The following is a 22154-nucleotide window of genomic DNA, read 5'->3' as shown; positions in this document are numbered from 1 at the left end:
TGCCAGCGGCACTTGCCGCCCCTGCCCCGCACCTTATTCCTGCCAGTTCAAACCAGCCGGACAAAGCACACACCAAGCGCTGCGCGGGTGGTTTACCTCGTGTTTTGGCTGGCGATATTGGCCCTATCGCTGTCGGTATTCGCCGTATTACCGCCCGACCTTGGGCGATAGACTGAAAACGCCTGGCATCCCACAAAAACAAAACGAAGGTAGTGCTCAGTGAACACAATAATAAGAAAAGCGTGGGCCAAGGCTGGCAAACCCGTCATGACGGGACTCTCCACGGCGCTGCTCAGCGCAGGCATGACAGCCCCGGTATCAGGGGGCGAACTGGTGTTCGGTGACCTGCGGTCCGGACTCGGCCCAGGGATTGAATGGCAGCAGGACGACACCCGCCTGACCGTTAAAGGTGCCGTGAAACTGGGCACGGTGCGGCGCATGGACAACCCGAGCCACCGCCTGACCAGCACCGAATACGGCATGAACCTGTTCAACGACGGCGACCTCAACTACAAGCGCGGCGATGCCGTGTCGACGTCGCTGGAAACCTACCTGCAAGCCGACCTCAGCCACCGCAACCTCGGTGTGTTTGTCAGCGCCAAAGGCTGGTACGACTACGCGCAAAAAAACCAGGGCGTGGACTACGGCAGCGTCCCGAACGGCTATCGCCCCGGCAAACCCTTGAGCGATGACGGTTTCGACTCGCTGGCGCGGTTTTCCAACGCGGTCATCGACGATGCCTATGTGTATGGCAACTTCCAGCCGGGCGGGCATGACCTGTTGGTCCGGCTTGGCGATCAGGCGATCCCTTGGGTGACACCCACCACCATCGGCGGCGGCCTGCAGGCCGTGAACGCATTCGACTGGGCCGCCGCCCGGCGCAGCACCTCGATTGCCGAAGCCCGCACCGTGGCGATGCCCGCGCTTTACGCCAAGCTGGCCCTGACCGACAACCTGAGCGTCGATGCTTTTAATCAGTTTGAGTTGCGCCCCAATGCCTACCCCGGTTGCGGCACGTTCCTGTCGACCAGCGATTACGCGCAACCCGGATGCAACCAGTTTTTACTCAACGGCAGCATCCTCAGCTCGCTGGCCGGCCGGCCGATCTTTACCCCGGACGGCCAGGCCCTGAATAACCCCCTGGACAGCGTGGCCCGTGGCCCGGACCATCGGCCCAGCGACAACCAATACGGCGCAGGCCTGCACTACTTGTGGGACAACGTCGGCATGTTCGGCGTGTATTTCGCCGACTACACCAGCCGCGATGCCATCACCCAAGTGGTGCGCACAGGTCCCGGCGTGCTGACACCTCCGGCCGCCAATCTGGGCCAGGCCACCCCCACCGGCGTGGCCGCGTATTACCAGCGCGCCTTTGCGACCCACATCCGCCTGTACGCCCTTAACTTCAAGACCCGGCTCCCGGACGGCACCGGAATTTATGCCGAATACAGCTACCGGCCCAACCAGCCCATTGCCTGGAACGGCTCGGACTTCATCACCGGTTTGCTGGGCGGCAGCGGCCCCTTTGCGTACCTGACTAAAACCCCGACCGGCTATTTGGCGCCCGGCTATGACCGCTTTCGCGTCAGCCAATTCAACCTTGGCGCCAGCCGTCCGTTCGGCCACGTGTTGGGCGGTGACATGAAGCTGTCGGCCGAAGCCGGGTTCAAGTATGTGCATGACCTGCCGGACACCGACGAGCGCCGCTACGGCCGCCCCGGGTTTGGCAGCGCGCCCTACGGTGAGAACGCGAAATGCACGGGCCCGGCGGCTAAATGCTCAATGGACGGGTTTGTCACACCGTTTTCCTGGGGCACCCGCGCCAAAGCCGAAATCCACTATAAAAATGTGTTGCCGGGGCTAGATCTGACGCCTTCGCTGGCGGTGCTCTATGACGTTAAAGGGCATGCCTATGACGGCGTGTTTTCCGAAGGCCGCTACGCGCAGGTGCTGGGCGTACAGGGCGAATATCAAAAAACCTACACCTTCAACGTCAGCTACCTGAACACCGGTGGCGGCGATTACAACCTGGTCGCCGATCGCAGCATGTTTGAGGCCAGTGTCGGCATCCGCTTCTGAGCGCCCCAATTGAAAAGGCCATCCCCATGCACTCATTGACCGATAAACGCCGCCCGCTGGTGGTCGCACTGCTGATGACCGTGGTCATTATCAGCGTGCTGGATAAAACCATTTTTGCCTTTGCCGGCCCGCAGATCATTGACGAACTCAAGCTCACCGCCGAGCAGTTCGGCTTTATCAGCAGTGCGTTTTTCTTTTTGTATTCGATCTCCGGCGTGCTGGTGGGCTTTGTGGCCAACCGCATGCCCAGCCGCTGGATCCTCTCAGGCATGGCCCTGGTGTGGATGACCGCGCAATTGCTCGCGGCCCTGTCCACGACGTTTATCAGCCTGTTGGCCAGCCGCGTGCTGCTCGGTGCCGGTTGCGGGCCGGGCACCGCCGTCACCCAGCACGCCTGCTTCAAATGGTATGCCACCCGCGAGCGGGTCTTGCCGGCCGCGCTGATTCAGGTGGCAATCATGCTCGGCGCCATCGCCGGGGCGCTGGCCTTGCCCAAATTGATAGAGCATTACGGCTGGCGCACAGGGTATGTGCTGCTGGCCGGTATCGGCTTGATCTGGCTGCTGCTGTGGCAACTCTATGGCCGCGAAGGGCAGCACGATGACACCAAAACCGCTAACGGCGAGGCCTTGCCGACGCTGCCTTATGGCCGCTTGTTGCTCAACCGCACTTTTGTCTGCATCACCCTGGTCGCTTTTTGCAGTTATTTGCCCAACGCCCTGCTCTACAGCTGGCTGCCGACGTACCTGCAAAAAGGGTTGGGCATGACGCCGATGCAATCCGGTTACCTGGTGCTTGCCACCACGCTGGGGGTGATTGCCATCAACCTGCTGGTCTCAAGCCTTGCCCAACGCGCCATGAAACGTGGCGCCAGCATCCGCAAGGCAATGGTGGTGCCACCGCTGCTGGCCTGCCTGATTGCGGGCGTGGCGTACATCGTCATGGGCTTTACCACCACGGCCCTGACCGTGACGCTGGGCTTGTTTTTGCTGGGCAGCATTCTGCTCAACCTGTTGTCTGCGTTTGGTTTCAGCATCGTTGCCCACATCGCACCGGCCCGCCAACGCGGCAGCATGCTGGCCATTCATATCGCCTTGATGACCACGGCCGGCATGCTCGCGCCCCTGGTGGTCGGGCAAGCCATTGGCTGGCAGCACGGCGACCTGGTGAACGGCTTCGAACTGGCCATCGGCCTGTTTGGCATCACCCTGTTGGTCTTCAGCGTACTTGGGCTGCTGTTGATCGACCCGGAGCGCACCCGCCGCGAGCTCAATGCCAACACTCCCCTTGCAGGTTTACCGGCCGCCAGCCCGGCCTAGCCTGCGCGTCATGACACCTCCCGACTTTGCATAGGAACTGCTTGATGGACTTATCCTGCTTTTCACAGAGCTACGCCCAAGCGCGGCAAAAATTCCTTGAGGCCTGCTCCAATGCGGATCTCAAGGTGGAGTCTCACCTTCACCCGCTGGCCGGTAAGGAGGGAGAAGAACTGGCCATTGATGTGGCGCTTTCAGGCTCGCCCTGTGCGGCCAATTTGCTGGTCGTGAGCAGCGGCGTCCACGGTGTCGAAGGCTTTTGCGGCTCGGCGGTGCAAGTCGATCACCTGCGTGACCGCAACTGGCTGCATGACAGCCACCGAGAGAATGTGGCCGTGCTGTATCTGCACGCGCTCAACCCTTATGGCTTCTCTTGGCTGCGCCGAGTCAACGAAGACAACGTCGACCTCAATCGCAACTTCAATGACTTCAGCCAACCGCTGCCCGTTCATTCCCCTTACCGCGCCCTCGCCTCGTGGCTCGTGCCAAAGCGCCAGCCGCCGACGCTGTTCAGCACCCTGGGGCTGGCGGGTTACGCCTTGCGTCACGGGCCTAAAGCGCTGCAAACAGCCATCACCAGCGGCCAGCACATCGACCCGCGCGGTCTGTTTTTTGCGGGCACTCAACCCACCTGGAGCAACCTGCAACTGCGCCAGATCATCCGCCGCCTGGGCAGCCATTGCCAACGCATCGGCTGGATCGACGTGCACACGGGGCTCGGCCCTTATGGCGTGGGCGAGCGTATTTACAAAGGGCACACCACCTCAAACGACATTGCCCGGGCGCGCGAATGGTGGGGGCCGCAGGTCACCTCCAGCGAAGACGGCTCGTCTTCATCTGCCGTGCTCAACGGCACGCTGGACCTGGCCGTGATGCAAGAGTGCCCGCTGGCCCAGTACAACGGCTTGACCCTGGAATACGGCACCAAACCCGGCCCGGCCGTGCTCAACGCACTGCGCGCCGATCAATGGTTGCAGAACAATCCACAGGCTTCTGACACCCAACGCACTCAAATCAAGCGACAACTTCGCGATGCCTTCTACATTGATAGCGATGACTGGAAACGACGCGTGCTGGAACAAGCGCGAGACGTCACGGCACAGACCCTCAAAGGGCTTTCCATGACGTAGCAATCTGCGCCGTCGATTGAGTCACCCCTCAAGACAAAAAGGATATTCAGGATGAATGCATATTTGATGGAAGCGTTAAGACAGATCATGCAACAGATCAAGACCACACTTGATGAGCATGGCGATGAGATCACCACCACCCTTCAGCGTGTAGCGCTGGGGGAGTTAAAACCGGTCGAAACGCTCACCCCCGAAGAGCTTGAATGCGCGCGTGAGCTGTTTGGCTGGGTGGCGCAACATGACCCGCTGAAGGTCTGGGCCAAGGTTGAGCCGCTGTTACCGGAACTGATCGGCTCGGCCGCAGACATCGCCCTGGATGAGATTTTTGTCGATCCGGGGTTTGGCGAGTTGCCGCCTTCGCTTAAACAACTGAAGAACAAGCGCACCCTGGCCCGGCTTGGCGTGCTGTTGGCGAGCTACATCTGCTATGACCAGTTCCACTACCCGCAGCCTGAAATCGGGGTATACAACATTTCGGGCAGTGCATTCGAAAAGCTCAAGTGGGTGTATCGGTACTGGTTCAATCAGCTGGAAGTCGCTGAAGTGGGCTCGGGGCTGGAAGCGTTTTTCGCGTCCCAGCGCTTAGAGTTTTTCAACCTGACCGACCCGTCGCCGGACGCTGACAGCGCGATTGCTTCGGTGTCGGTGTCGTGCGCCGGGGATTTGCTTGCAGTGGATGTGCTGACACCCGAGAACACCGAGCACTTGTTCGATGCGATCACCGACTTTTACAGCAGCGCCGACATTGTCAGCGCCAACCTCGAATCCACAGTGGATAAAAACCAGCAGCCCGGCCGTAACCAGCAGCCCGGCGAACCGGCGCGGATGAACACGTCCGAGGCGATGTTCGACAAGTTCCGCCACGAGGCCAAAATCAACTTCTTCAGCACCGCGACCAACCACGCCATGGACTATGGCGAATCGGGCGTGCTGGCCACCCTCGACGTGCTCAAAAGGTCGGGCGCGCTGTATGCCGGTACGGCCGCCAGCCAAGCCGAGCAGAACGAGGTGGTGATCTTTGAAAAAGACGGCATCAAGGTGGCGCTGCTGGCCTACACCTTTGACCTCAACGGCCACTTGGTGCCCGAGGGCAAGTCTTACCTGGCCAACGAAGTGCGCTTTAACGATGTAAACCCGCCGCCTGATTACACCTTGATCAAAAAGCAGGTCGCGGCGGCGCAGGCCAAGGGCGCGGACTGGATCATCGCTTACTGCCACTGGGGCTGGGAGTTCGAAATGTACCCCCACGTCAACATCGTCGATGCCGCGCACAAGGTGATTGAGTGCGGCGTCGACACGATTCTGGGCAACCACCCGCATGTCAGCCAGCCCGCGCAGTTGATCCCGCGCACCGGCAAACAGGACGCGCTGGTGATCTACGCGTTCGGCGACTTTGTGAGCTACCACCCCGACAGCCGCAACTCCAAACTGGCCTACAGCGTGAAGTTCAACATCGGCAAGGTGAAGGGCTCCACCGGGCTGTTCAATTTGCAGGCGTTGCCGCTGTATATCGTCAACCAAGACCTGGGGAACAAGCGTTTCGACTGCCGCATCGTCAAGTTCTTCGACGTGCTGGAAAGGCCGACTGAGTTTGGCCTGACCGAGCTGGAAATAAGCCAGCTGCCGCACCTGCGCGACAAAGTGTGGAACGACATCCTGTCGCCGCTTTCAAGCATTGCCCAGCGCTTTGACGCGTAACGCCCTCCTCTTATAACCACCTATCTGTAGGAGCGAGCTTGCTCGCGATCTTTTGATCTTAAAAGCTCGCGAGCAAGCTCGCTCCTACAGGGTCCGTGTCGTCAGAAAAAAACCTCTCGCCGCACCAACTGTCATATCCCCTTGAAAACTCAAAAGATCGCGAGACAAGCTCGCTCCTACAGGTAGGTTTTGGCCTGTATTTACGGACAAAACAACTGAAAATAATTTCAGTAAAGCGCAAAACCACTATTGAAGATATTTTCAGTATTGCCTAGCATTGCCTCAGCCTGACAAGAATAAATCGAGGTGTTGCTGTGCCAGAGTCAAAAGATCGAACCTATTGGCTCGACAAAGCCCAAACGCTGCCCATTGAAGGCCGGGCGTTTATTGATGGCGCTTATGTCGATGCCCAAAACCGTGCCACGTTTACCTCGTTCAGCCCCATCGACGGCGCGCCGCTGGCGTCGGTGGCGCAGTGCGCCAGTGCCGATGTCGACCTGGCCGTGGCCGCTGCCCGTCGCAGTTTTGAAGCCGGGGTGTGGTCGGACCTTTCTGCCCGTGAACGCAAAGCGCTGCTGCTCAACTGGGCGCAGTTGCTCGAAGCACACACCGAAGAACTGGCCTTGCTGGAGTCCCTGGACAGCGGCAAACCCATCGCTGACACCCTGGGCGGTGACCTGCCCGGCACCCTTTATTGCCTGCGCTGGTTTGCCGAACTGATCGACAAGGTGCACGGCGAAGTACCGGCCACCGACCCACAGTTTTTCGGCACCGTGACCCAGCAACCCATGGGCGTTGTGGCCGCCGTTGTGCCATGGAACTACCCGCTGTTGATGGCCGCCTGGAAGTTCGCCCCAGCCTTGGCCGCAGGCAACAGCGTGGTGCTCAAGCCTTCAGAAAAGACCCCGCTCAGCGCGTTGCGCATTGCCGCGCTCGCCCTGCAAGCGGGCATCCCGGCGGGCGTGTTTAACGTGCTCAGTGGCGACGGGCACACCGGCAGGGCCTTGAGCCTGCACGCGGATGTCGACTGCATCGCCTTCACCGGTTCGGGCAAGGTGGGCCGTGAAATCGCCAAAAATGCCGCCGCGTCGAACCTCAAGCGCGTGTGGCTGGAGCTGGGCGGCAAGTCGGCCAATATCGTCATGGCCGACTGCGCGGATATCCCCCAGGCCGCCCGCTCGGCCGCCGCCGCCATTTTCGCCAACATGGGCCAGGTGTGCAGCGCAGGTTCTCGCCTGCTGGTGCAGCGCTCCGTTGCCGACACCCTGCTCAGCGAATTGATGCACGCCACGCAGGCGTACCAACCCGGCCACCCGCTGGACCCTGCCACCGTCACCGGCGCCATCATTGACGGCGGGCAGCTCCAGCAGATCAATCAGTACCTGGACATCGGCCGGCAAGAAGCCACCTTGCTGCGAGGCGGCCGCACCCTGCAACTGGCCGGGACGGGCGCGTACCTGGAACCGACGATTTTCCTGGCCAAGGACGCCTCGGCACGCATCGCCAACGAAGAAATCTTCGGCCCGGTATTGGTGGTGATTGTATTCGACACGCTGGACGAAGCCATCGCCATCGCCAACCAGACCGAATACGGCCTCGCGGCAGCGATCTGGTCGTCTGACATCAGCACGGTCCACACGGCCACGCGCCGTTTGAAAGCGGGCACCGTGTGGGTCAATTGCTATGACGAACTGGTGGACATGAACTTCCCGTTCGGCGGCTTTAAAGAGTCGGGAAATGGCCGGGACAACTCGGTTCACGCGCTCAGCAAATACACCGAGTTGAAATCCACCATCCTGCGTTGCCGTTAAGGTGAGTCCTGTGCAAAACACTCTTTCAGCGTTACTCCCACAAAAGTGGACCGTGCCATTGCCGATGGAATACGGCCCCGGCGCCCGTCATGAACTGGCCGCCCTGTGCAATCAATTCGGTATCTCGCGGCCTTTTATCATCACCGACCAAGGCTCGTTGAACCTGCCGTTCGTGGCCGAGTTGCAGCACGCCTTGAACGCTGCAGGCCTGGCCTGCGGCCTGTACGGCGGCATTGAGCCCAACCCGACCGACAGCACCATTGTTGCCGGTGCGCAGGCTTATCAGGCCTGGGACGCCGACGGCATCATCGCCCTGGGCGGCGGCAGCGGCCTGGACGGCGCCAAAGCCATCGCGTTGATTGCCCGCCAAAAGCGTTGCGAGCTGTGGGCCTTTGACTTCGATCAGCCGGTGCCCGCAGGGTTTCGTGCGCAAGACTTCCCGCCGGTCATCACCCTGCCGACCACCGCAGGCACCGGCGCAGAAACCGAAAGCACGGCCATGGTCACCGACACCCGACGTGGCATCAAAGGCTGTGTCTGGCACCCGCTGGCGCGTCCTTCAGCGGTCATTCTGGACCCGGAACTGACCCGCAGCCTGCCCGCCAACCTCACCGCCTGGACCGGTTTCGACGCCATCATCCATGCGCTGGAAGCCTACTTTGTGCCCACCTTTAACCCGCTGAGCGACGGCGCGGCGTTGCAGGCGCTGGACTTGCTCTGGCACTCCATCGACACCGCCGTGCAGCAAGGCCAGGACCTCGAAGCCCGGGGCAAAATGCTCATCGGTTCGTGCCTGGCGGGCGTGGCCTTTCTCAAGGGCCTGGGCCTGGTGCACGCGCTGAGCCACATGGTGGGCGCGACCTACAACACCCATCACGGGCTGACCAACGCGATTATTTTGCCGGTGGTGCTGCGCTTCAACCAGGCCGAGATCAGCCCGCGGCTCAAGCCCGTGGCGCAGGTGCTGGACCTGCCCGATGCCGATTTTGAAACCTTCTACACCGCCATCTGCGCCAAGCTCGACAGCCTTAACATCCCCAAATCCCTGGCGGAACTGGGTGTGAAACACGCTGACATCGACGCGCTGGCCACCAAGTCGCTCGGCGACCCCGCACGTTTGACCAACCCCCGCGACAGCTCCCTTGAGCAACTCAAGACCCTGCTGGCACACGCCATCGACCACGCTCGCGACTGATGACCTGACACACCGAAATCCTGCTTTGTCGTGTAACCACAATAAATAAAAAAGGTGCCACCGCGATGTCTGACTCCACCCAAGCTGCGTCCAAAGGACGGCTCAATCTTGAAACACGCTCCATCGACTATGTGCCGCTGGCCGAGCGGCACGGCAAAGCCTGGCACTTGTGGCCGATCTGGTTTTGCGGCGAAGCCCACCTGACCACCCTCGCGGTGGGCATCATCGGTGTGGGCATGGGCGCCAACCTGTTCTGGTCGGCCATCGCCATCTTTTTCGGGTGCGCATTCGGCACATTGTTCATGGCCGGGCATTCCACCCAGGGCCCGCAAATGGGCCTGCCACAACTGATCCAGTCCCGACCGCAGTTCGGCTATCTGGGCGCGCTGCTGGTGTATGTCGTGGCCATCGCCACGTACGTGGGTTACAACGCCTTCAACCAGTTGCTGGTCGGGCAAACCCTGCACGAGCTGTTCAACGCACCGGAACACGGCTCGGCCATTACCTTCTCGCTGCTGGCGATTGTCATGGCGATTGCCGGGTACAACACCTTCCACAAGGTGCAGCGGTTTCTCGCGTTTGTGCTGATCGCGGTGATGGTGGTGTTCACCATCGGGCTGTTTTTCTTCGTCAAACTGCCTGCCGAGCAATTGAGCATGTCGGGCTTCAAGGCCACGCCGTTCCTTGCGCAGTTCTTTGTCGCCGCCGCATACCAGTTGAGCTGGGCGATTTACGTGTCGGACTACTCGCGGTACTTACCGGCCAATATCAGCGTCAAATCGTCGTTCTGGTGGACCTACATGGGCGCCATGATTGGCGGTGTGTGGATGATGCTGATCGGCGCCCTGGCTGCGGCCTTGAGCCCTGGGCAGAACCTGGCCAAAGGCTTGGTCATGCTGGGGAACACGCTGTTCAGCGGCTTTGGCGAGATCCTGTTGATTCTGGCCGTGCTCAGTTTGGTCACCAGTGCGGCGCAGAACTTTTACGGTGCCTCGATCACCCTGCTGAGCATCGCCGACACGGTTAAAAGCCAGACCTCGACGTTGCTCAAACGCATCGTGTCGATGCTGATCGTGGGCGGCACCGCCATCGCGATCGCCATGACCGCGTCGGATAACTTCGTGAAGGACTTCGGTGACTTCCTGGCGATCCTGCTGTACCTGTTCACCCCGTGGACGGCCATCAATTTGGTGGACTTCTACAAGGTGCGCCACGGCAAGTTCTCGATCACCGAGATCTTCAAGCCCAACGGCATTTACGGTCGCTGGAACTGGCGAGGCATCGGCGCTTACGTCGCAGGCTTTGTTGCCATGTTGCCGTTCTCCAGCACCGGCCTGTACACCGGCTACGTCACCACCCTGCTCGACGGTGCGGACGTGAGCATGATCGTCGGGTTGGTCGTTTCGGGCGTGGTGTACTGGTGGCTGTGCCGCTCGCAGAACATCCAGCAGGAACTGTCGCAAATCGACCATCTGGACAAGGACCTCGAAGCCGGTTTACCCGCCCACTGATCACCGCGTGCACGCGGTTCACTGCCTGCCACGGGCCGTGAACCGCAACCGCGACTAATTCCTGCCACTCGCCCGACAAAAAGTTGCTAAATTGGCGCCCTGTTTTTAAGCGTCGATTTTAGTGTCGGAGAATGGATGAATGAGTGGTGACGCCGCAGTGCCTGAGCTCAAAAAGCGCCGAACCCGCATAGACCCGGAGTTGCGGCGCAAGGCGATCATCGAAGCCACCATGCAATGCATCACGCAGTACGGCCACAGCGGCTGCACGCTGGAGCGAATCTGCGCACAGGCGGGTATTTCCATTGGTTTGATCGGCCATCACTTTTCCAGCAAAGAAGAGCTGATGCTGTCGACCTACCAGGCGCTGACCGACCAGCTACGCGAAGAAACCCGCAAATATTTGGCCAACCAGAACGGCTCATCCGAAGACCGCCTGCTGGCGATTATTCGCTCCTCGTTTCGGGGGCAGATCTTCAACGAATTCATCCTCACCACCTGGCTGGGTTTCTGGGGGGCGGCGGTGTCGTCGGATCAGTTGCGGGCGCTGAACAAAAAACTCTACGCCGACTACCGCAAAGAACTCGAAGCGGTGTTCAACGACATCGCCCGCGAGAACGGCACCCACATCGACGCCAAAAGCGCGGCCCTTACCATCACCGCCTTGATAGACGGTTTTTGGCTGGAATGGGCCCTGGACCACAAAGCCTTCAGCTCCAAAAAAGCCGAAAAATGCTGCATCACTACCGCGCAGATGTTTGTGAAAGCGGCCCAACCGCTGGCCGCTATGCCTCCAACATCGTAGGAGCTGCCGCAGGCTGCGATCTTTTGATCTTTACAATCAAAAGATCGCAGCCTTCGTGCCTCGTCAGCTCCTACAGGGTGAACGGCCCCTCACAATCAGCCATTTCGTACGACGCTTCCCTTTCAATCCGGGGAAACATCCTAGAAACTTCCATTCGCTTGTGCCTGTGCCATTCGGGGAATAGTCTCGGCCCATCGCTGCAAATCAGCGGTTGGGTTTAGTCGCCCGGCATGTTACTCGGCGCAAGGCGCCACCTCCGCGAGGCGCTTTTTTTCGGCCTGCGTTTTATGGTGGCCGTGCGCAGGGCGCCCTTCGTGGCGCGCCGGGTTTCCGAGTGACCGGTCGACTAACCTGCGCATGGCTGCCACCCATTCGTTTAGTCGCGATAAAGGCAGCTCCCTTGATCTCTCGGAGTTGTACCCATGAAAAAAATTGTTCCTGATCCACCTGTATCAACCCCGCAAACTGCTGCTCAGTGCGAGGCATTGTCGTTAGACCGTGCAGCCACCGAACGCGCCCTCGATTACTACCTGCACGACCATAAGCCTCCACGGCACGTGGATCAGGCCACGTATGCCATCCCGGACAGCGTCAATTTAGAAGCGGCTTTGGCCCAAGCGTCAGACTTGTTGCGCTGCGCGGACGCTTCGGCGAGTGAGGCGGGGAATGGCTTGAGCGGGCATTCGCGCAGTTTGGTGTTGTCCTGCATGCACCTGGTGGAGCTGGCCAAGGCGTATGTAGATAAGTCGCTGGATGGTTTAACGACGCACTAAAGCAGCACGCGCCTGAGTGCAAGCAGGCGCGTTAATTTGAATTCATCGTCAGCGCTTACGCGGCGCTAATAACTCCGAACGCCCAATTTGCACTCGCCCACTTTCTGGCGCTCGGGGCCCTGAAAAACCTGCCTCTGTGATAGCAACCTCAAGTTCACGAAATTGCGGCGCTGAGCGCGCACTTCGCAATGACTCCATGCCGTCATTCCAGGCATGCACCATCTGTTTTGCCACATCACGCCAGGCCGGTTCGTTTTTGGCGGCCTCGATGACTTCTTTGCCGACGGCAACTGCGGACTCACACAGTTGTTCAACCATGGCCGTGTACTGACGTGGCGAAATACTCAAGCGAGCATTAAAAAAGGTTTCGAGCGTACGACCCGGCGCCCAGACTTGCCTCCCCCCGACTGACAAGCCAGGCGGACTACCGGCAAAGCGCGGGTAGGCTTGAGTAGTAACTACGTCATAGATCGGCGTAAAGGCTACGTCATCTCGGGAGGTGTAATACAACGCTATGTTCTTGGCATGGCAATCCGCGTTGCGGACAACATAGTTAGTCAGAAGATGCCAGCCAAGATGCTCACGCTGCTCGCGCAGGCGCTCAGCGGGAATATAAGCCCGAGTGGCATTCCACACCCGCTCGATGGTGGTCGCATATTTCTCGTGAGGCGCAAGACCCAAAAGTCCGCAGGCATCTTCAAGTCCGTAACGCGGCACGCCCTGCTCATCGACATCAAAACGGTCCACCACCAGTACCCGACCGTCTTCAGACATGCGACACGTTGCAACCGGCACAACGTTTAAACGCTCCAGCACGCGCATTGTGAAGTACTCGTTGAAACCCAAATACGGCGTCGTTTCATCCGAACCTTTAATAATGTGAAAGCTGGTGCGTAACGTAGGCTTACCCAGTGGCAAGGTCTCTGGCGCCGCGTCTTGGGCAATGAACTTGGGCACTACCCCTGAAATCGCTGCACGTGCATAACGGCGCGCCAATGCTGAAAAATGCTCGGTTGTATTTTCAGCAGTCAGGAGTTGCTCTATTGCTAAAGGCTCCATTTCATTGCCAGGCAACACCCCCTCGGGGGTAACCGTCACCCGCCCGATCCCTGCACCACCAATGACCGCTAACAATGACAAGTCTGTGCCATCAAGCAACGGCCCGAACTCTTCACGGATAACACCCAGCAAATAACCTTCAGGCAGGTTCTGGCGAAAGAACGGGAAAAGATCTCGAGGCCAACGCCAAGGCTCTTCTCGCACGGGCAGTGCCAAGCTGACAAAGTCCTGCGTGCTAATACCGGGGAGGTATTTCAAAACATACTCATCGCGCTCTCGATAGAGTTTGGCGACGGTTGTCCCGCTGACGTGTACGTCGAGCATCATGGTCCTGACACTCCTGAGCGCTGCTCGGCCAGAATGTCCTCAACGGTTCGCATATGCCCGGCCTTAACCAGCTTCAAGTCATACCCTGCCGCCTCCAGTAGCCGAACAAGTGCTGACACACTCATGTCGCCCTTGGCCAGGGTTTCCATACGCGCGACTGTCGAGCGCGATACACCCGCGCGGTGAGCCAAAGCCTCTTGGCTCAATCGAGCTTCGCTGCGGGCTTGTTTCAGCATTTCGGCGATATCGTACAGAGTAGACATTTGTAGCCCTCAGGCATCAAAAATAGCAATGACAGGCTTAAATGTAGCCCCAGAGATACAAACCAACAAGTTCTTATCTGCTCATCGCTGTAGCCCTTGAGCATCAAAACAAGCTAAATGCGCTGATTTTGTAGCCCTGGAGCACCATGGTTAATGGTCTTTAGTGAAGTCCGCTGTAGCCGCTGCCGAGGCACGAAGGCTGCGATGGGTTGCGCAGCAGCCCAGCTTTTGAAGGTCCTGCGGCCCTTATCGCAGCCTGCGGCAGCGGCTACAGGGGGTTACTAAAGCCCTCACAATCAGCCTTTTCGTACGACGCTTCTCTTTCAATCCGGTGAAACATCCTAGAAACTTCCGTTCGCTTGTGCCTGTGCCATTCGGGGAATAGTCTCGGCCCATCGCTGCAAATCAGCGATTGGGTTTAGTCGCCCGGTTTAAATTGACGGCGCAAGGCGCCACCTCCGCGAGGCGCTTTTTTTCGGCCTGCGTTTTATGGTGGCCGTGCGCAGGGCGCCTTCGGGCGCGCCGGTTTCCGTCATTACCGGTCGACTAACCTGCGCATGGCTGCCACCCATTCGTTTAGTCGCGACAGGTGACAGCTCCTTAAATAATGATGGAGTTGTACCCATGAAAAAAATTGTTCCTGATCCACCTGTTTCAACCCCGCAAACTGCTGCTCAGTGCGAGGCATTGTCGTTAGACCGTGCGGCCACCGAACGCGCCCTCGATTACTACCTGCACGACCATAAGCCTCCACGGCACGTGGATCAGGCCACGTATGCCATCCCGGACAGTGTCAATTTAGAAGCGGCTTTGGCCCAAGCGTCAGACTTGTTGCGCTGCGCGGGCGCTTCGGCGAGTGAGGCGGGGAATGGCTTGAGCGGGCATTCGCGCAGTTTGGTGTTGTCCTGCATGCACCTGGTGGAGCTGGCCAAGGCGTATGTGGACAAGTCGCTGGATGGTTTAACGACGCACTAAAGCAGCACGCGCCTGAGTGCAAGCAGGCGCGTTAATCTCCCCTGAACTTTTAAAACGCCCAACCCGCTTGGGGCCACACTACCTATCAGATCTGCTAGCTATACAAACCAGACGAACGGGAAGAAGGTGAAAGGTAACTAAGTCCTTCTCATTGAGCGGCCCATGAACACATCCCAAAAAAACGATGTCGCCCTTTATCACTACGACCCGCTGGATCGTTTGACGAGCACTCACTCATCCCAACGGTTTTACAGAGGCACCCGCATAGCGACCGAGATTAATGGCGAAAGAAGAACAAGCTTTTTCGAACACGAATCCACGCCGCTGGCCGAGCGACACGCTGGTGATGCTGCCATCTTATTGGCTACAGACCGGCAAACATCAGTACTGCACAGCATTAACCCAGCCCAACGTCAGCCACAGGTCTACAGCCCTTACGGCTTTCGCTCAGCAGACAATGGATTACTGAGTGTGATGGGGTTTAACGGTGAACGTCCTGACCCCGTCACGGGGCATTATTTATTAGGCCAAGGCCATCGAGCATACAATCCGGTGTTAATGCGTTTTAATAGCCCGGACACGCTAAGCCCGTTTGGCAAGGGCGGGATCAATGCCTATGCGTATTGCGCTAATAATCCGGTTACGCGTATAGATCCGACAGGGAAAAGCTGGATAACTGAAATATTTGTACCTTTCTCTAAACACATGTCAGACAACGCCCCTATATTCCCAAAAAAATACCTCGCAAAGGTCCCAGCTCCCAGCATAAGCGACCATTATAAGTACCTTTTAAAGATGAGAACCATTAGTCCCGAAAACCCCTCATTAGCCATCAACAAAACCAGGCAATATATGGATGAGATAGCCGACCAGATCGAAATGCTAAATGTTTCTAAAAATAGAGCACAAAAAAACCTTGACTCCTACACTAAGTTCAAAGCCGAAGATCCGAACGATCAATATTATGACCGCATAATAGACAACGAAAAGCACTTACTTGAACATCAAGAATATGAGATAGGACAAATGCGTGATTATCAAAAATGGACCTTGGACTACTTTCATAAAATTACAAAAAAACAGTCAACTACAGCTATATCGGAAGTCGTAAATAGTATTCGCCAATAATATTCGTAAAAATAGTTTCTATGGGCGCTTACTCAAAAGCGTAATTACTTAGCCACGCTTTAAAACAATCAACGACTACCCACCTCAATGAATCGGTGAACGCTATCAAAGAAAGAGGCCGCCATGGGCGATAGTTGGGTCAGTCAACGGTAGGAACGAGCTTGCCTCGCGATCTTTTAAAAGATCAAAAGATCGCGAGTGACAGCCTGTGGGTTTAACGGAAGACTAAGCCGCCGTCGATCAGCGGGGCTTGGCCGGTCATGTAGTCGGCGTCCGGGCTGGCCAGGTAGGCGACGAACGCTGCGACGTCTTCCGGGGTTTCGGCACGGCCCAGGGCGATGCCGTTGACGAATTTATCGTAGGTGGCGCCAATCGGCGCGCCGGTGATTTCGGACATGCGTTTGTCGATGTCGACCCACATGTCGGTCCCGACCACGCCCGGGCAGTAGGCGTTGACGGTGATGCCGTGTACCGCCAGCTCTTTGGCCGCCGCCTGGGTCAAGGCACGGACAGCGAATTTGGTGGAGGAGTAAACGCCCAGCAAGGCATAGCCTTCATGGCCCGCGATGGAGCACGCGTTGATGATTTTGCCGGTGCGCTTAAGCGCCTGGAATTTCTCGGCCGCCGCCTGAATGCCCCACAGGGTGCCCTGCACGTTGATGCGGTAGATGCGTTCGATTTCTTCGGCGGTCACGTCCAGCAGCGGCTTGACCTGCGAAATGCCCGCGTTGTTGACCATGATGTCCAGCCCGCCCAGCGTGCTGTGGGCATGTTCAACGGCCTGGAAGACTTGCTCGCGGTCGCCCACGTCCGCCACAAAGGTACTGGCTTTGCGGCCCAGCACCTGGACCTCTTCGGCCACGTGGCGCAGTTTTTCCGGGTTGAGGTCGACCAGCGCGATGTCGGCGCCTTCTTTGGCCAGACGCAAGGCGATGCCACGGCCAATGCCTTGTGCCGCGCCGGTGATCAATGCAACTTTTCCACTGAGTTTCATTCGTTGGACTCCTTTCAACCGTTAGCAAGATCAGCGGTCTGAACCATAGCCCAGACCGCTGGCGTGTCTATTGATGCAGCGCACGGTCTCTGGCCGCCAGCACGGCTTCGTGCATGGCTTCGCTGAGCGTCGGGTGGGCAAAGATGACCTCGCTGAGTTCCGCGTCGGTGGCCTCCAGCGCCTGGGCGATACCAAAGCCCTGGATCTGTTCGGTCACGTGCGGGCCCACCATGTGGGCGCCCAGCAATTCACCGGTTTCACTGTCAAAAATCGTTTTCACAAAGCCGGTGCTTTCGCCCATGGCCAGCGCTTTGCCGTTGGCCTGATAGTCGAAACGGCCGACGCTGATGCTGTGGCCTTTGCTGCGCGCTGCCGCTTCGGTAAGCCCCAGGCTGGCGACTTCGGGCCGGGCATAGGTGCAACCCGGAATGCGGCTTTTGTTGAGCGGGTGCACGCCGTCTACGCCCGCCAGTTTCTCGACGCAGATCACCCCTTCATGGCTGGCCTTGTGCGCCAGGCACGGCGCCCCCGCCACGTCGCCGATGGCATACAGCCCGGCCACGCTGGTGCGTGACCACGCATCGGTTTTGATAAATCCTTTGTCGAACTCCACGCCCAGCGCTTCCAGGCCCATGTCTTCGGTATTGGGTTGAATGCCCGCCGCCAACAACACTTGCGCCACGTGCACGGTCTGCTCGCTGCCATCGCTGAGGGTGAGCCGGCAGTGCAACGCGCCGACTTCACCTTGCACCGCGCTGACTTTGGTTTGCGTCAACACGCGAATGCCGCGTTGTTCGAACTCGCGCTGCACCAGGCTGGCGACGTCGTGGTCTTCGACCGGCATGATCTGCTTGGCCACTTCGACCAGCGTCACCTGGCTGCCGAGGTCGCTGTACAGGCTGGCGAACTCGACGCCGATGGCGCCCGAGCCAATCACCAGCAGCGACTCGGGCACGGTCTTGGGCACGAGCGCGTCGAAGTAGCTCCAGACTTTTTGCCCGTCGGCCACCAGCCCCGGCAACGGCCTTGGCCGTGCGCCAGTGGCGAGGATGATATGCCGCGCCTGATACTGCGCCTCGCCGGTGTCGCTGGTGACGGTGACCACGCCTTTGGCGCTGACGCGGCCACGCCCGTCGATGACCTTGACGGCGTTTTTCTTCAGCAGGTAGGCAATGCCCCCGGTCAATTTGCGCGACACCCCACGGCTGTGGGCGACCAGTTGGGCAATGTCGAACTGAATGTTGTCAGCGCTAAAACCGAAGGTGTCGAGGTGCTTCAAGGTGTGCCCGACTTCGGCGCCTTTGAGCATAGCTTTGGTGGGGATGCAGCCCCAGTTCAGGCAGATGCCGCCCAAGTGCTGCTGCTCGACCAAGGCCGTGCTCAGGCCCAGTTGGGCGGCGCGAATGGCCGCTACGTAACCGCCGGGGCCACCGCCGATGACGAGTACATCGTATTTATCGGTCATGGTGGCTCCTAGAGCATCATCAGGCTGGGGGTCTGCACCAGACGCTTGAGTTCCTTGAGGAACAGGGCCCCCAGCGCACCGTCAATCACCCGGTGATCACACGACAAGGTCACGGTCATTTGCGTGCGCACGGCGGGTTGGCCGTTGTGCGCGACTACCCGCTGCTCGCCTGCGCCAATGGCCAGAATCGCGCCTTGGGGCGGGTTGATGATGGCGTCGAACTGGCTGACTCCGAGCATGCCCAAATTGGAGATGCTGAACGTGCCGCCCTGGAACTCTTCGGGCTTGAGCGTGCCTGCCTTGGCTTTGGTCACCAGGTCGAGCATTTCTTGCGAGATGCTCGACAGGCTTTTGCGATTGGCCTGACGCACGATCGGCGTGATCAAACCACCGGGCAGCGCCACTGCCACCGACACATCGGCGTCTTTGAAGCGCAGCACGGCCTGGCGCGCTTCGTCGAACTGCACGTTGACGTCCGGCACTTTGACCAGCGCCAAACTAACCGCTTTGATCAACAGGTCGTTGACCGACAGCTTGACCGCCGGGGCCGAGGCATTGATTTCACTGCGCAGCGCCAGCAGCGCTTCAAGGTCCAGATCGGCCTGCAAGCGAAAGTGCGGCGCCGTGCGTTTGGATTCTTGCAGGCGCGCAGCAATGGCTTTGCGCATGCCGTTCATGGGCAGCACTTCGGCCTCCGGGGCCTGCGCAGCCGCTTGTGCGGGTACCGCCACCACAGGGTTTTGCGCGGCGTGGGCTTCCAGTACGTCGACCTTGCTGACCCGGCCACGGCTGCCCGTCACACGGCAATCGTTGAGGTTAACCCCCAGCTTGGCGGCCAGACGCCGCGCCAACGGGGTGGCCACGATCTGGCTGTCATCGGCCCGCGAACGCGCCGGGCTGTCTGCCCGCTGCGCCGGTTGCAGCGTGGCGACCTTGCCGCCGTGGTCCTTCACGGTCTGCTCGATGTCGGCCACGCTGATGCGCCCGGTGGGGCCGGTGCCGGTGACACGGCTCAAGTCGATGCCCAGCTCTTTGGCCAAACGGGTGGCGTGCGGGGTGGCGAACACCGGCTCGGCGTTGGCACCGAGCAAGGCGTGCGGTACTTGCCAGCCGTTGCTGGTTTTGGCCGCTGGTGCAGGCGCTTTGGCCGCAACGGCGGGGGCAGCAGGCGCGGCAGGCGCTGTGGCGGCTAAGGCTGGCTGCTCTGGCGCAGCGGCTGGAGCCACGCCCCGCTGGGCGATAAAGGCGTCAATCTCGGCATCGCTCACCGACGCATCGGCCACCACGCCCAGCAACCCGCCCACCGGTAAGGTTTGCCCCGGCTGCGCCACTTTGCGCCGCAGCACACCGTCGAACGGCGCTTCCAGCACGTTGGAGATTTTGCTGGTCTCGATGTCGCACAGTTCCTGATGCTGTTTGAAGCTGTCACCTTCTTCAATCAGCCAGTTGTTCAGGGTGCCCTCTTCCATCGACAGGCCCCATTTAGGCACCTCGATGATTTTGATCTCGCTCATGGTCAGGCCTCCATCACTTTACGTACGGCGGCCTCGATGCGGTCGACACTCGGGATCCACGCCTGCTCCAGCACCGGCGAGAACGGCACGGGCGTGTGGGGCGGCGTGACCATGATGATCGGCGCTTTGAGCTGGTAGAACGCTTTGGTGGCGATCAGGGCGGCCAGGTCGTGGGCAAAGCCCAGGCGCGCCGCCGACTCATCGACAATGACCACGCGGCCAGTGGAGGTCACCGATTCCAGAATGCCGTCTTCGTCCAGCGGCGAAACGGTGCGCGGATCGACCACCTCAACCGAGATGCCTTCGGCGGCCAGTTTGTCGGCCACCTGGTTGGCTTTGTGGACCATGGCCGCCAGCGCAATGATGGTCACGTCGGTGCCTTCACGGGTGTAGTTGGCCACGCCGAACGGGATGGTGTAGGGCTCTTCGGGCACTTCGCCTTTGATGTCATAGAGCGCTTTGTGTTCGCAGAACACCACCGGGTCGTCGTCGCGGATCGCCTGGATCAACAAGCCCTTCACGTCGTAAGGCGTCGACGGCACCACCACCTTGAGGCCCGGCGTGGTGGCAAAAATATGGTACGGCGACTGCGAGTGTTGCGCCGCTGCCGAGAAGCCCGCGCCGATCATGCCGCGCACCACCATCGGCGCTTTAGCCTTGCCGCCGAACATGTAGCGAAACTTGGCCGCCTGGTTGTAGAGCATGTCGTGGCACACACCGAAAAAGTCCATGAACATCAGCTCGGCCACTGGCCGCAGGCCGGTCATTGCCGCGCCCGCCGCCATGCCGATAATCGCCGACTCGGTGATCGGGGTGTCGATCACCCGTGCCGAGCCGAACTCGGTCCACAGGCCTTTGGTCACGCCCAGCACGCCGCCGAACGCTTCGCCCTTGCTGCCCACTTCGGCAGTACCGGCCTGACCGCCGCACACGTCTTCGCCGATCAGCACCACACGATCATCGAGCGCCATTTCTTGAGCCAGGGCTTCTTTGACCGCTTCACGATAAGTACGAATTGCCATGGTTCAACTCCTCAGTAAGACACGTAAACGTCGGTCAGCAGGTTTTCTACCGCAGGGAACTCAGCTGCGCGGGCCTTGGCCACGGCGTCATCAACCAAGGCCGTAACCTCGTCGTCGATGGCTTGCAGTTCTTCTGGGGAGATTTGACCGGCAACGTGTTGACTGAAGATTTTTAAAGGGTCGCTTTCCTGGCGCAGACGCTCGACTTCACCGTCTGCGCGATACAGCATCGGGTCACCTTCAAAGTGCCCGTACCAGCGATGGGCAATGGCTTCGATGGCGGTCGGGCCGCCACCGTTGCGCGCCCGCTCGACGGCCTCGCTCACCGCCTCGTACACCGCAAAGAAGTCCGTGCCATCTACCTTGACCGCCGGCATGCCGAAACCTGCCGCGCGCTGGGTAATGTTGCGCCCACCCACCGCATAGTCGTGGCCGGTGGCTTCGCCGAAGCCGTTGTTTTCAAACATGAAGATGACCGGCAGTTGCAGCACCACGGCCATGTTCATGGCTTCGAACACCAGGCCCTGGTTAGAACCGCCATCCCCGGTGAACGACACGGCCACGCCGCCGTTGCCCAAGGTTTTTGCCGTCAGAGCCGCGCCGATGGCCAGAGGTGGCGCGCCACCGACAATGGCGTTGGCGCCGAGCATGCCTTTGCTCAAATCGGCGATGTGCATCGAGCCGCCCTTGCCTCGGCACAGGCCAGAATCCTTGCCAAAAATTTCAGCCATCATCCCGTGAATGTCACAACCTTTTGCAATGCAATGGCCGTGACCGCGGTGAGTGGAGCCGATGTAATCGGTGTCTTTGAGGTTCTCGCACACCCCCACCGCAATGGCCTCTTCACCGCAATAAAGGTGAATAAAACCGGGGATATCACCCGTTGTGTTCTCTTGATGGAGGCGCTCTTCGAACACGCGAATTTCGCGCATTTTGCGGTAGGCCTTGAGCAGTTCTGACTTGCTAAGCGACATGGGTTCGCCCTCTTGTCTTGGCTTTTTTATTGGGTTTATCGAACACCTTGTAGTGATCGACGATGGCGTTCCCTTACGGTAAGAGTCTAAAGTCGCAGCCATAACTACCCGTATGGGG

General features: G+C 59.4%; 18 protein-coding genes. 11 read left to right on the top strand and 7 right to left on the bottom strand.

The annotated features are described in order from the left end of the window. Positions 1-267 precede the first annotated feature (267 nt). The 9 genes from QMX84_RS09165 to QMX84_RS09125 all read left to right on the top strand — a co-directional run bounded on the left by QMX84_RS09165 (position 268) and on the right by QMX84_RS09125 (position 12315). The gene (locus QMX84_RS09165; RefSeq protein ID WP_282363651.1) at positions 268-2079 is read left to right on the top strand and encodes a DUF1302 domain-containing protein; all 1812 of its coding nucleotides are present in this window, start codon (positions 268-270) and stop codon (positions 2077-2079) included. A gap of 26 nt (positions 2080-2105) precedes the next feature. Further along, entirely contained in the window at positions 2106-3398 is a 1293-nt protein-coding gene (locus QMX84_RS09160; protein ID WP_123751678.1) for an MFS transporter, read from the top strand. A 44-nt stretch (positions 3399-3442) separates the two neighbouring features. Next, a complete protein-coding gene (locus tag QMX84_RS09155) occupies positions 3443-4525 on the top strand; it encodes a M14 family metallopeptidase (RefSeq protein WP_282363650.1) in 1083 nt (360 codons plus the stop codon). A gap of 51 nt (positions 4526-4576) precedes the next feature. Beyond that, on the top strand, positions 4577-6223 hold the full coding sequence (locus QMX84_RS09150) for a CapA family protein (RefSeq protein ID WP_282363649.1): 1647 nt from the start codon (positions 4577-4579) through the stop codon (positions 6221-6223). Between the two features lie 314 nt (positions 6224-6537). Then, positions 6538-8034, top strand: coding sequence for an aldehyde dehydrogenase family protein (locus QMX84_RS09145; RefSeq protein ID WP_282363648.1), 1497 nt, complete (start codon positions 6538-6540; stop codon positions 8032-8034). 10 nt (positions 8035-8044) lie between these two features. After that, positions 8045-9229, top strand: a complete 1185-nt coding sequence (locus QMX84_RS09140) for an iron-containing alcohol dehydrogenase (RefSeq protein ID WP_262123857.1) — start codon at positions 8045-8047, stop codon at positions 9227-9229. Positions 9230-9294: 65 nt separating this feature from the next. Further along, the gene (locus tag QMX84_RS09135; RefSeq protein WP_262123856.1) at positions 9295-10740 is read left to right on the top strand and encodes a cytosine permease; all 1446 of its coding nucleotides are present in this window, start codon (positions 9295-9297) and stop codon (positions 10738-10740) included. Positions 10741-10879: 139 nt separating this feature from the next. Beyond that, a complete protein-coding gene (gene betI / locus QMX84_RS09130; protein ID WP_262123855.1) occupies positions 10880-11542 on the top strand; it encodes a transcriptional regulator BetI in 663 nt (220 codons plus the stop codon). 422 nt (positions 11543-11964) lie between these two features. Next, positions 11965-12315: a DUF3077 domain-containing protein gene (locus QMX84_RS09125; RefSeq protein ID WP_282363647.1), complete on the top strand. Its 351-nt coding sequence runs from the start codon at positions 11965-11967 to the stop codon at positions 12313-12315. Positions 12316-12363: 48 nt separating this feature from the next. Here the strand turns inward: QMX84_RS09125 and QMX84_RS09120 are convergent, their stop codons facing one another. Next, the gene (locus QMX84_RS09120; RefSeq protein WP_282363646.1) at positions 12364-13701 is read right to left on the bottom strand and encodes a type II toxin-antitoxin system HipA family toxin; all 1338 of its coding nucleotides are present in this window, start codon (positions 13699-13701) and stop codon (positions 12364-12366) included. Further along, positions 13698-13964: a helix-turn-helix transcriptional regulator gene (locus QMX84_RS09115; protein ID WP_123751672.1), complete on the bottom strand. Its 267-nt coding sequence runs from the start codon at positions 13962-13964 to the stop codon at positions 13698-13700. The genes QMX84_RS09120 and QMX84_RS09115 overlap by 4 nt, the downstream gene beginning before the upstream one ends. A 624-nt stretch (positions 13965-14588) precedes the next feature. Between QMX84_RS09115 and QMX84_RS09110 the strand changes: the two genes are divergently transcribed. Both QMX84_RS09110 and QMX84_RS09105 read left to right on the top strand, forming a co-directional pair. After that, positions 14589-14939 (top strand): DUF3077 domain-containing protein, encoded by a 351-nt coding sequence (locus tag QMX84_RS09110; RefSeq protein WP_262123853.1) that lies wholly within the window; start codon positions 14589-14591, stop codon positions 14937-14939. A gap of 162 nt (positions 14940-15101) precedes the next feature. After that, on the top strand, positions 15102-16067 hold the full coding sequence (locus tag QMX84_RS09105) for an RHS repeat-associated core domain-containing protein (protein ID WP_282363645.1): 966 nt from the start codon (positions 15102-15104) through the stop codon (positions 16065-16067). A 214-nt stretch (positions 16068-16281) separates the two neighbouring features. Here the strand turns inward: QMX84_RS09105 and QMX84_RS09100 are convergent, their stop codons facing one another. From QMX84_RS09100 to QMX84_RS09080, 5 genes are all read right to left on the bottom strand, one after another. Continuing rightward, positions 16282-17061: an acetoin reductase gene (locus QMX84_RS09100; RefSeq protein ID WP_048367727.1), complete on the bottom strand. Its 780-nt coding sequence runs from the start codon at positions 17059-17061 to the stop codon at positions 16282-16284. A gap of 67 nt (positions 17062-17128) precedes the next feature. Then, a complete protein-coding gene (gene lpdA, locus QMX84_RS09095) occupies positions 17129-18526 on the bottom strand; it encodes a dihydrolipoyl dehydrogenase (protein ID WP_282363644.1) in 1398 nt (465 codons plus the stop codon). Positions 18527-18534: 8 nt separating this feature from the next. Next, on the bottom strand, positions 18535-20040 hold the full coding sequence (locus QMX84_RS09090) for a 2-oxo acid dehydrogenase subunit E2 (RefSeq protein ID WP_282363643.1): 1506 nt from the start codon (positions 20038-20040) through the stop codon (positions 18535-18537). 2 nt (positions 20041-20042) lie between these two features. Then, complete coding sequence (locus QMX84_RS09085) at positions 20043-21062, bottom strand: alpha-ketoacid dehydrogenase subunit beta (RefSeq protein WP_123751669.1); 1020 nt, start codon at positions 21060-21062, stop codon at positions 20043-20045. Positions 21063-21073: 11 nt separating this feature from the next. After that, positions 21074-22036, bottom strand: a complete 963-nt coding sequence (locus tag QMX84_RS09080; protein ID WP_048389391.1) for a thiamine pyrophosphate-dependent dehydrogenase E1 component subunit alpha — start codon at positions 22034-22036, stop codon at positions 21074-21076. Positions 22037-22154: the final 118 nt, after the last annotated feature.

It is taken from the genome of Pseudomonas sp. PS01297 (assembly GCF_029959305.1).
GTDB lineage: Bacteria > Pseudomonadota > Gammaproteobacteria > Pseudomonadales > Pseudomonadaceae > Aquipseudomonas > Aquipseudomonas helleri.
Note: the sequence above shows the minus strand (reverse complement) of the source record. Positions and strands in the feature narration are given on the sequence as shown.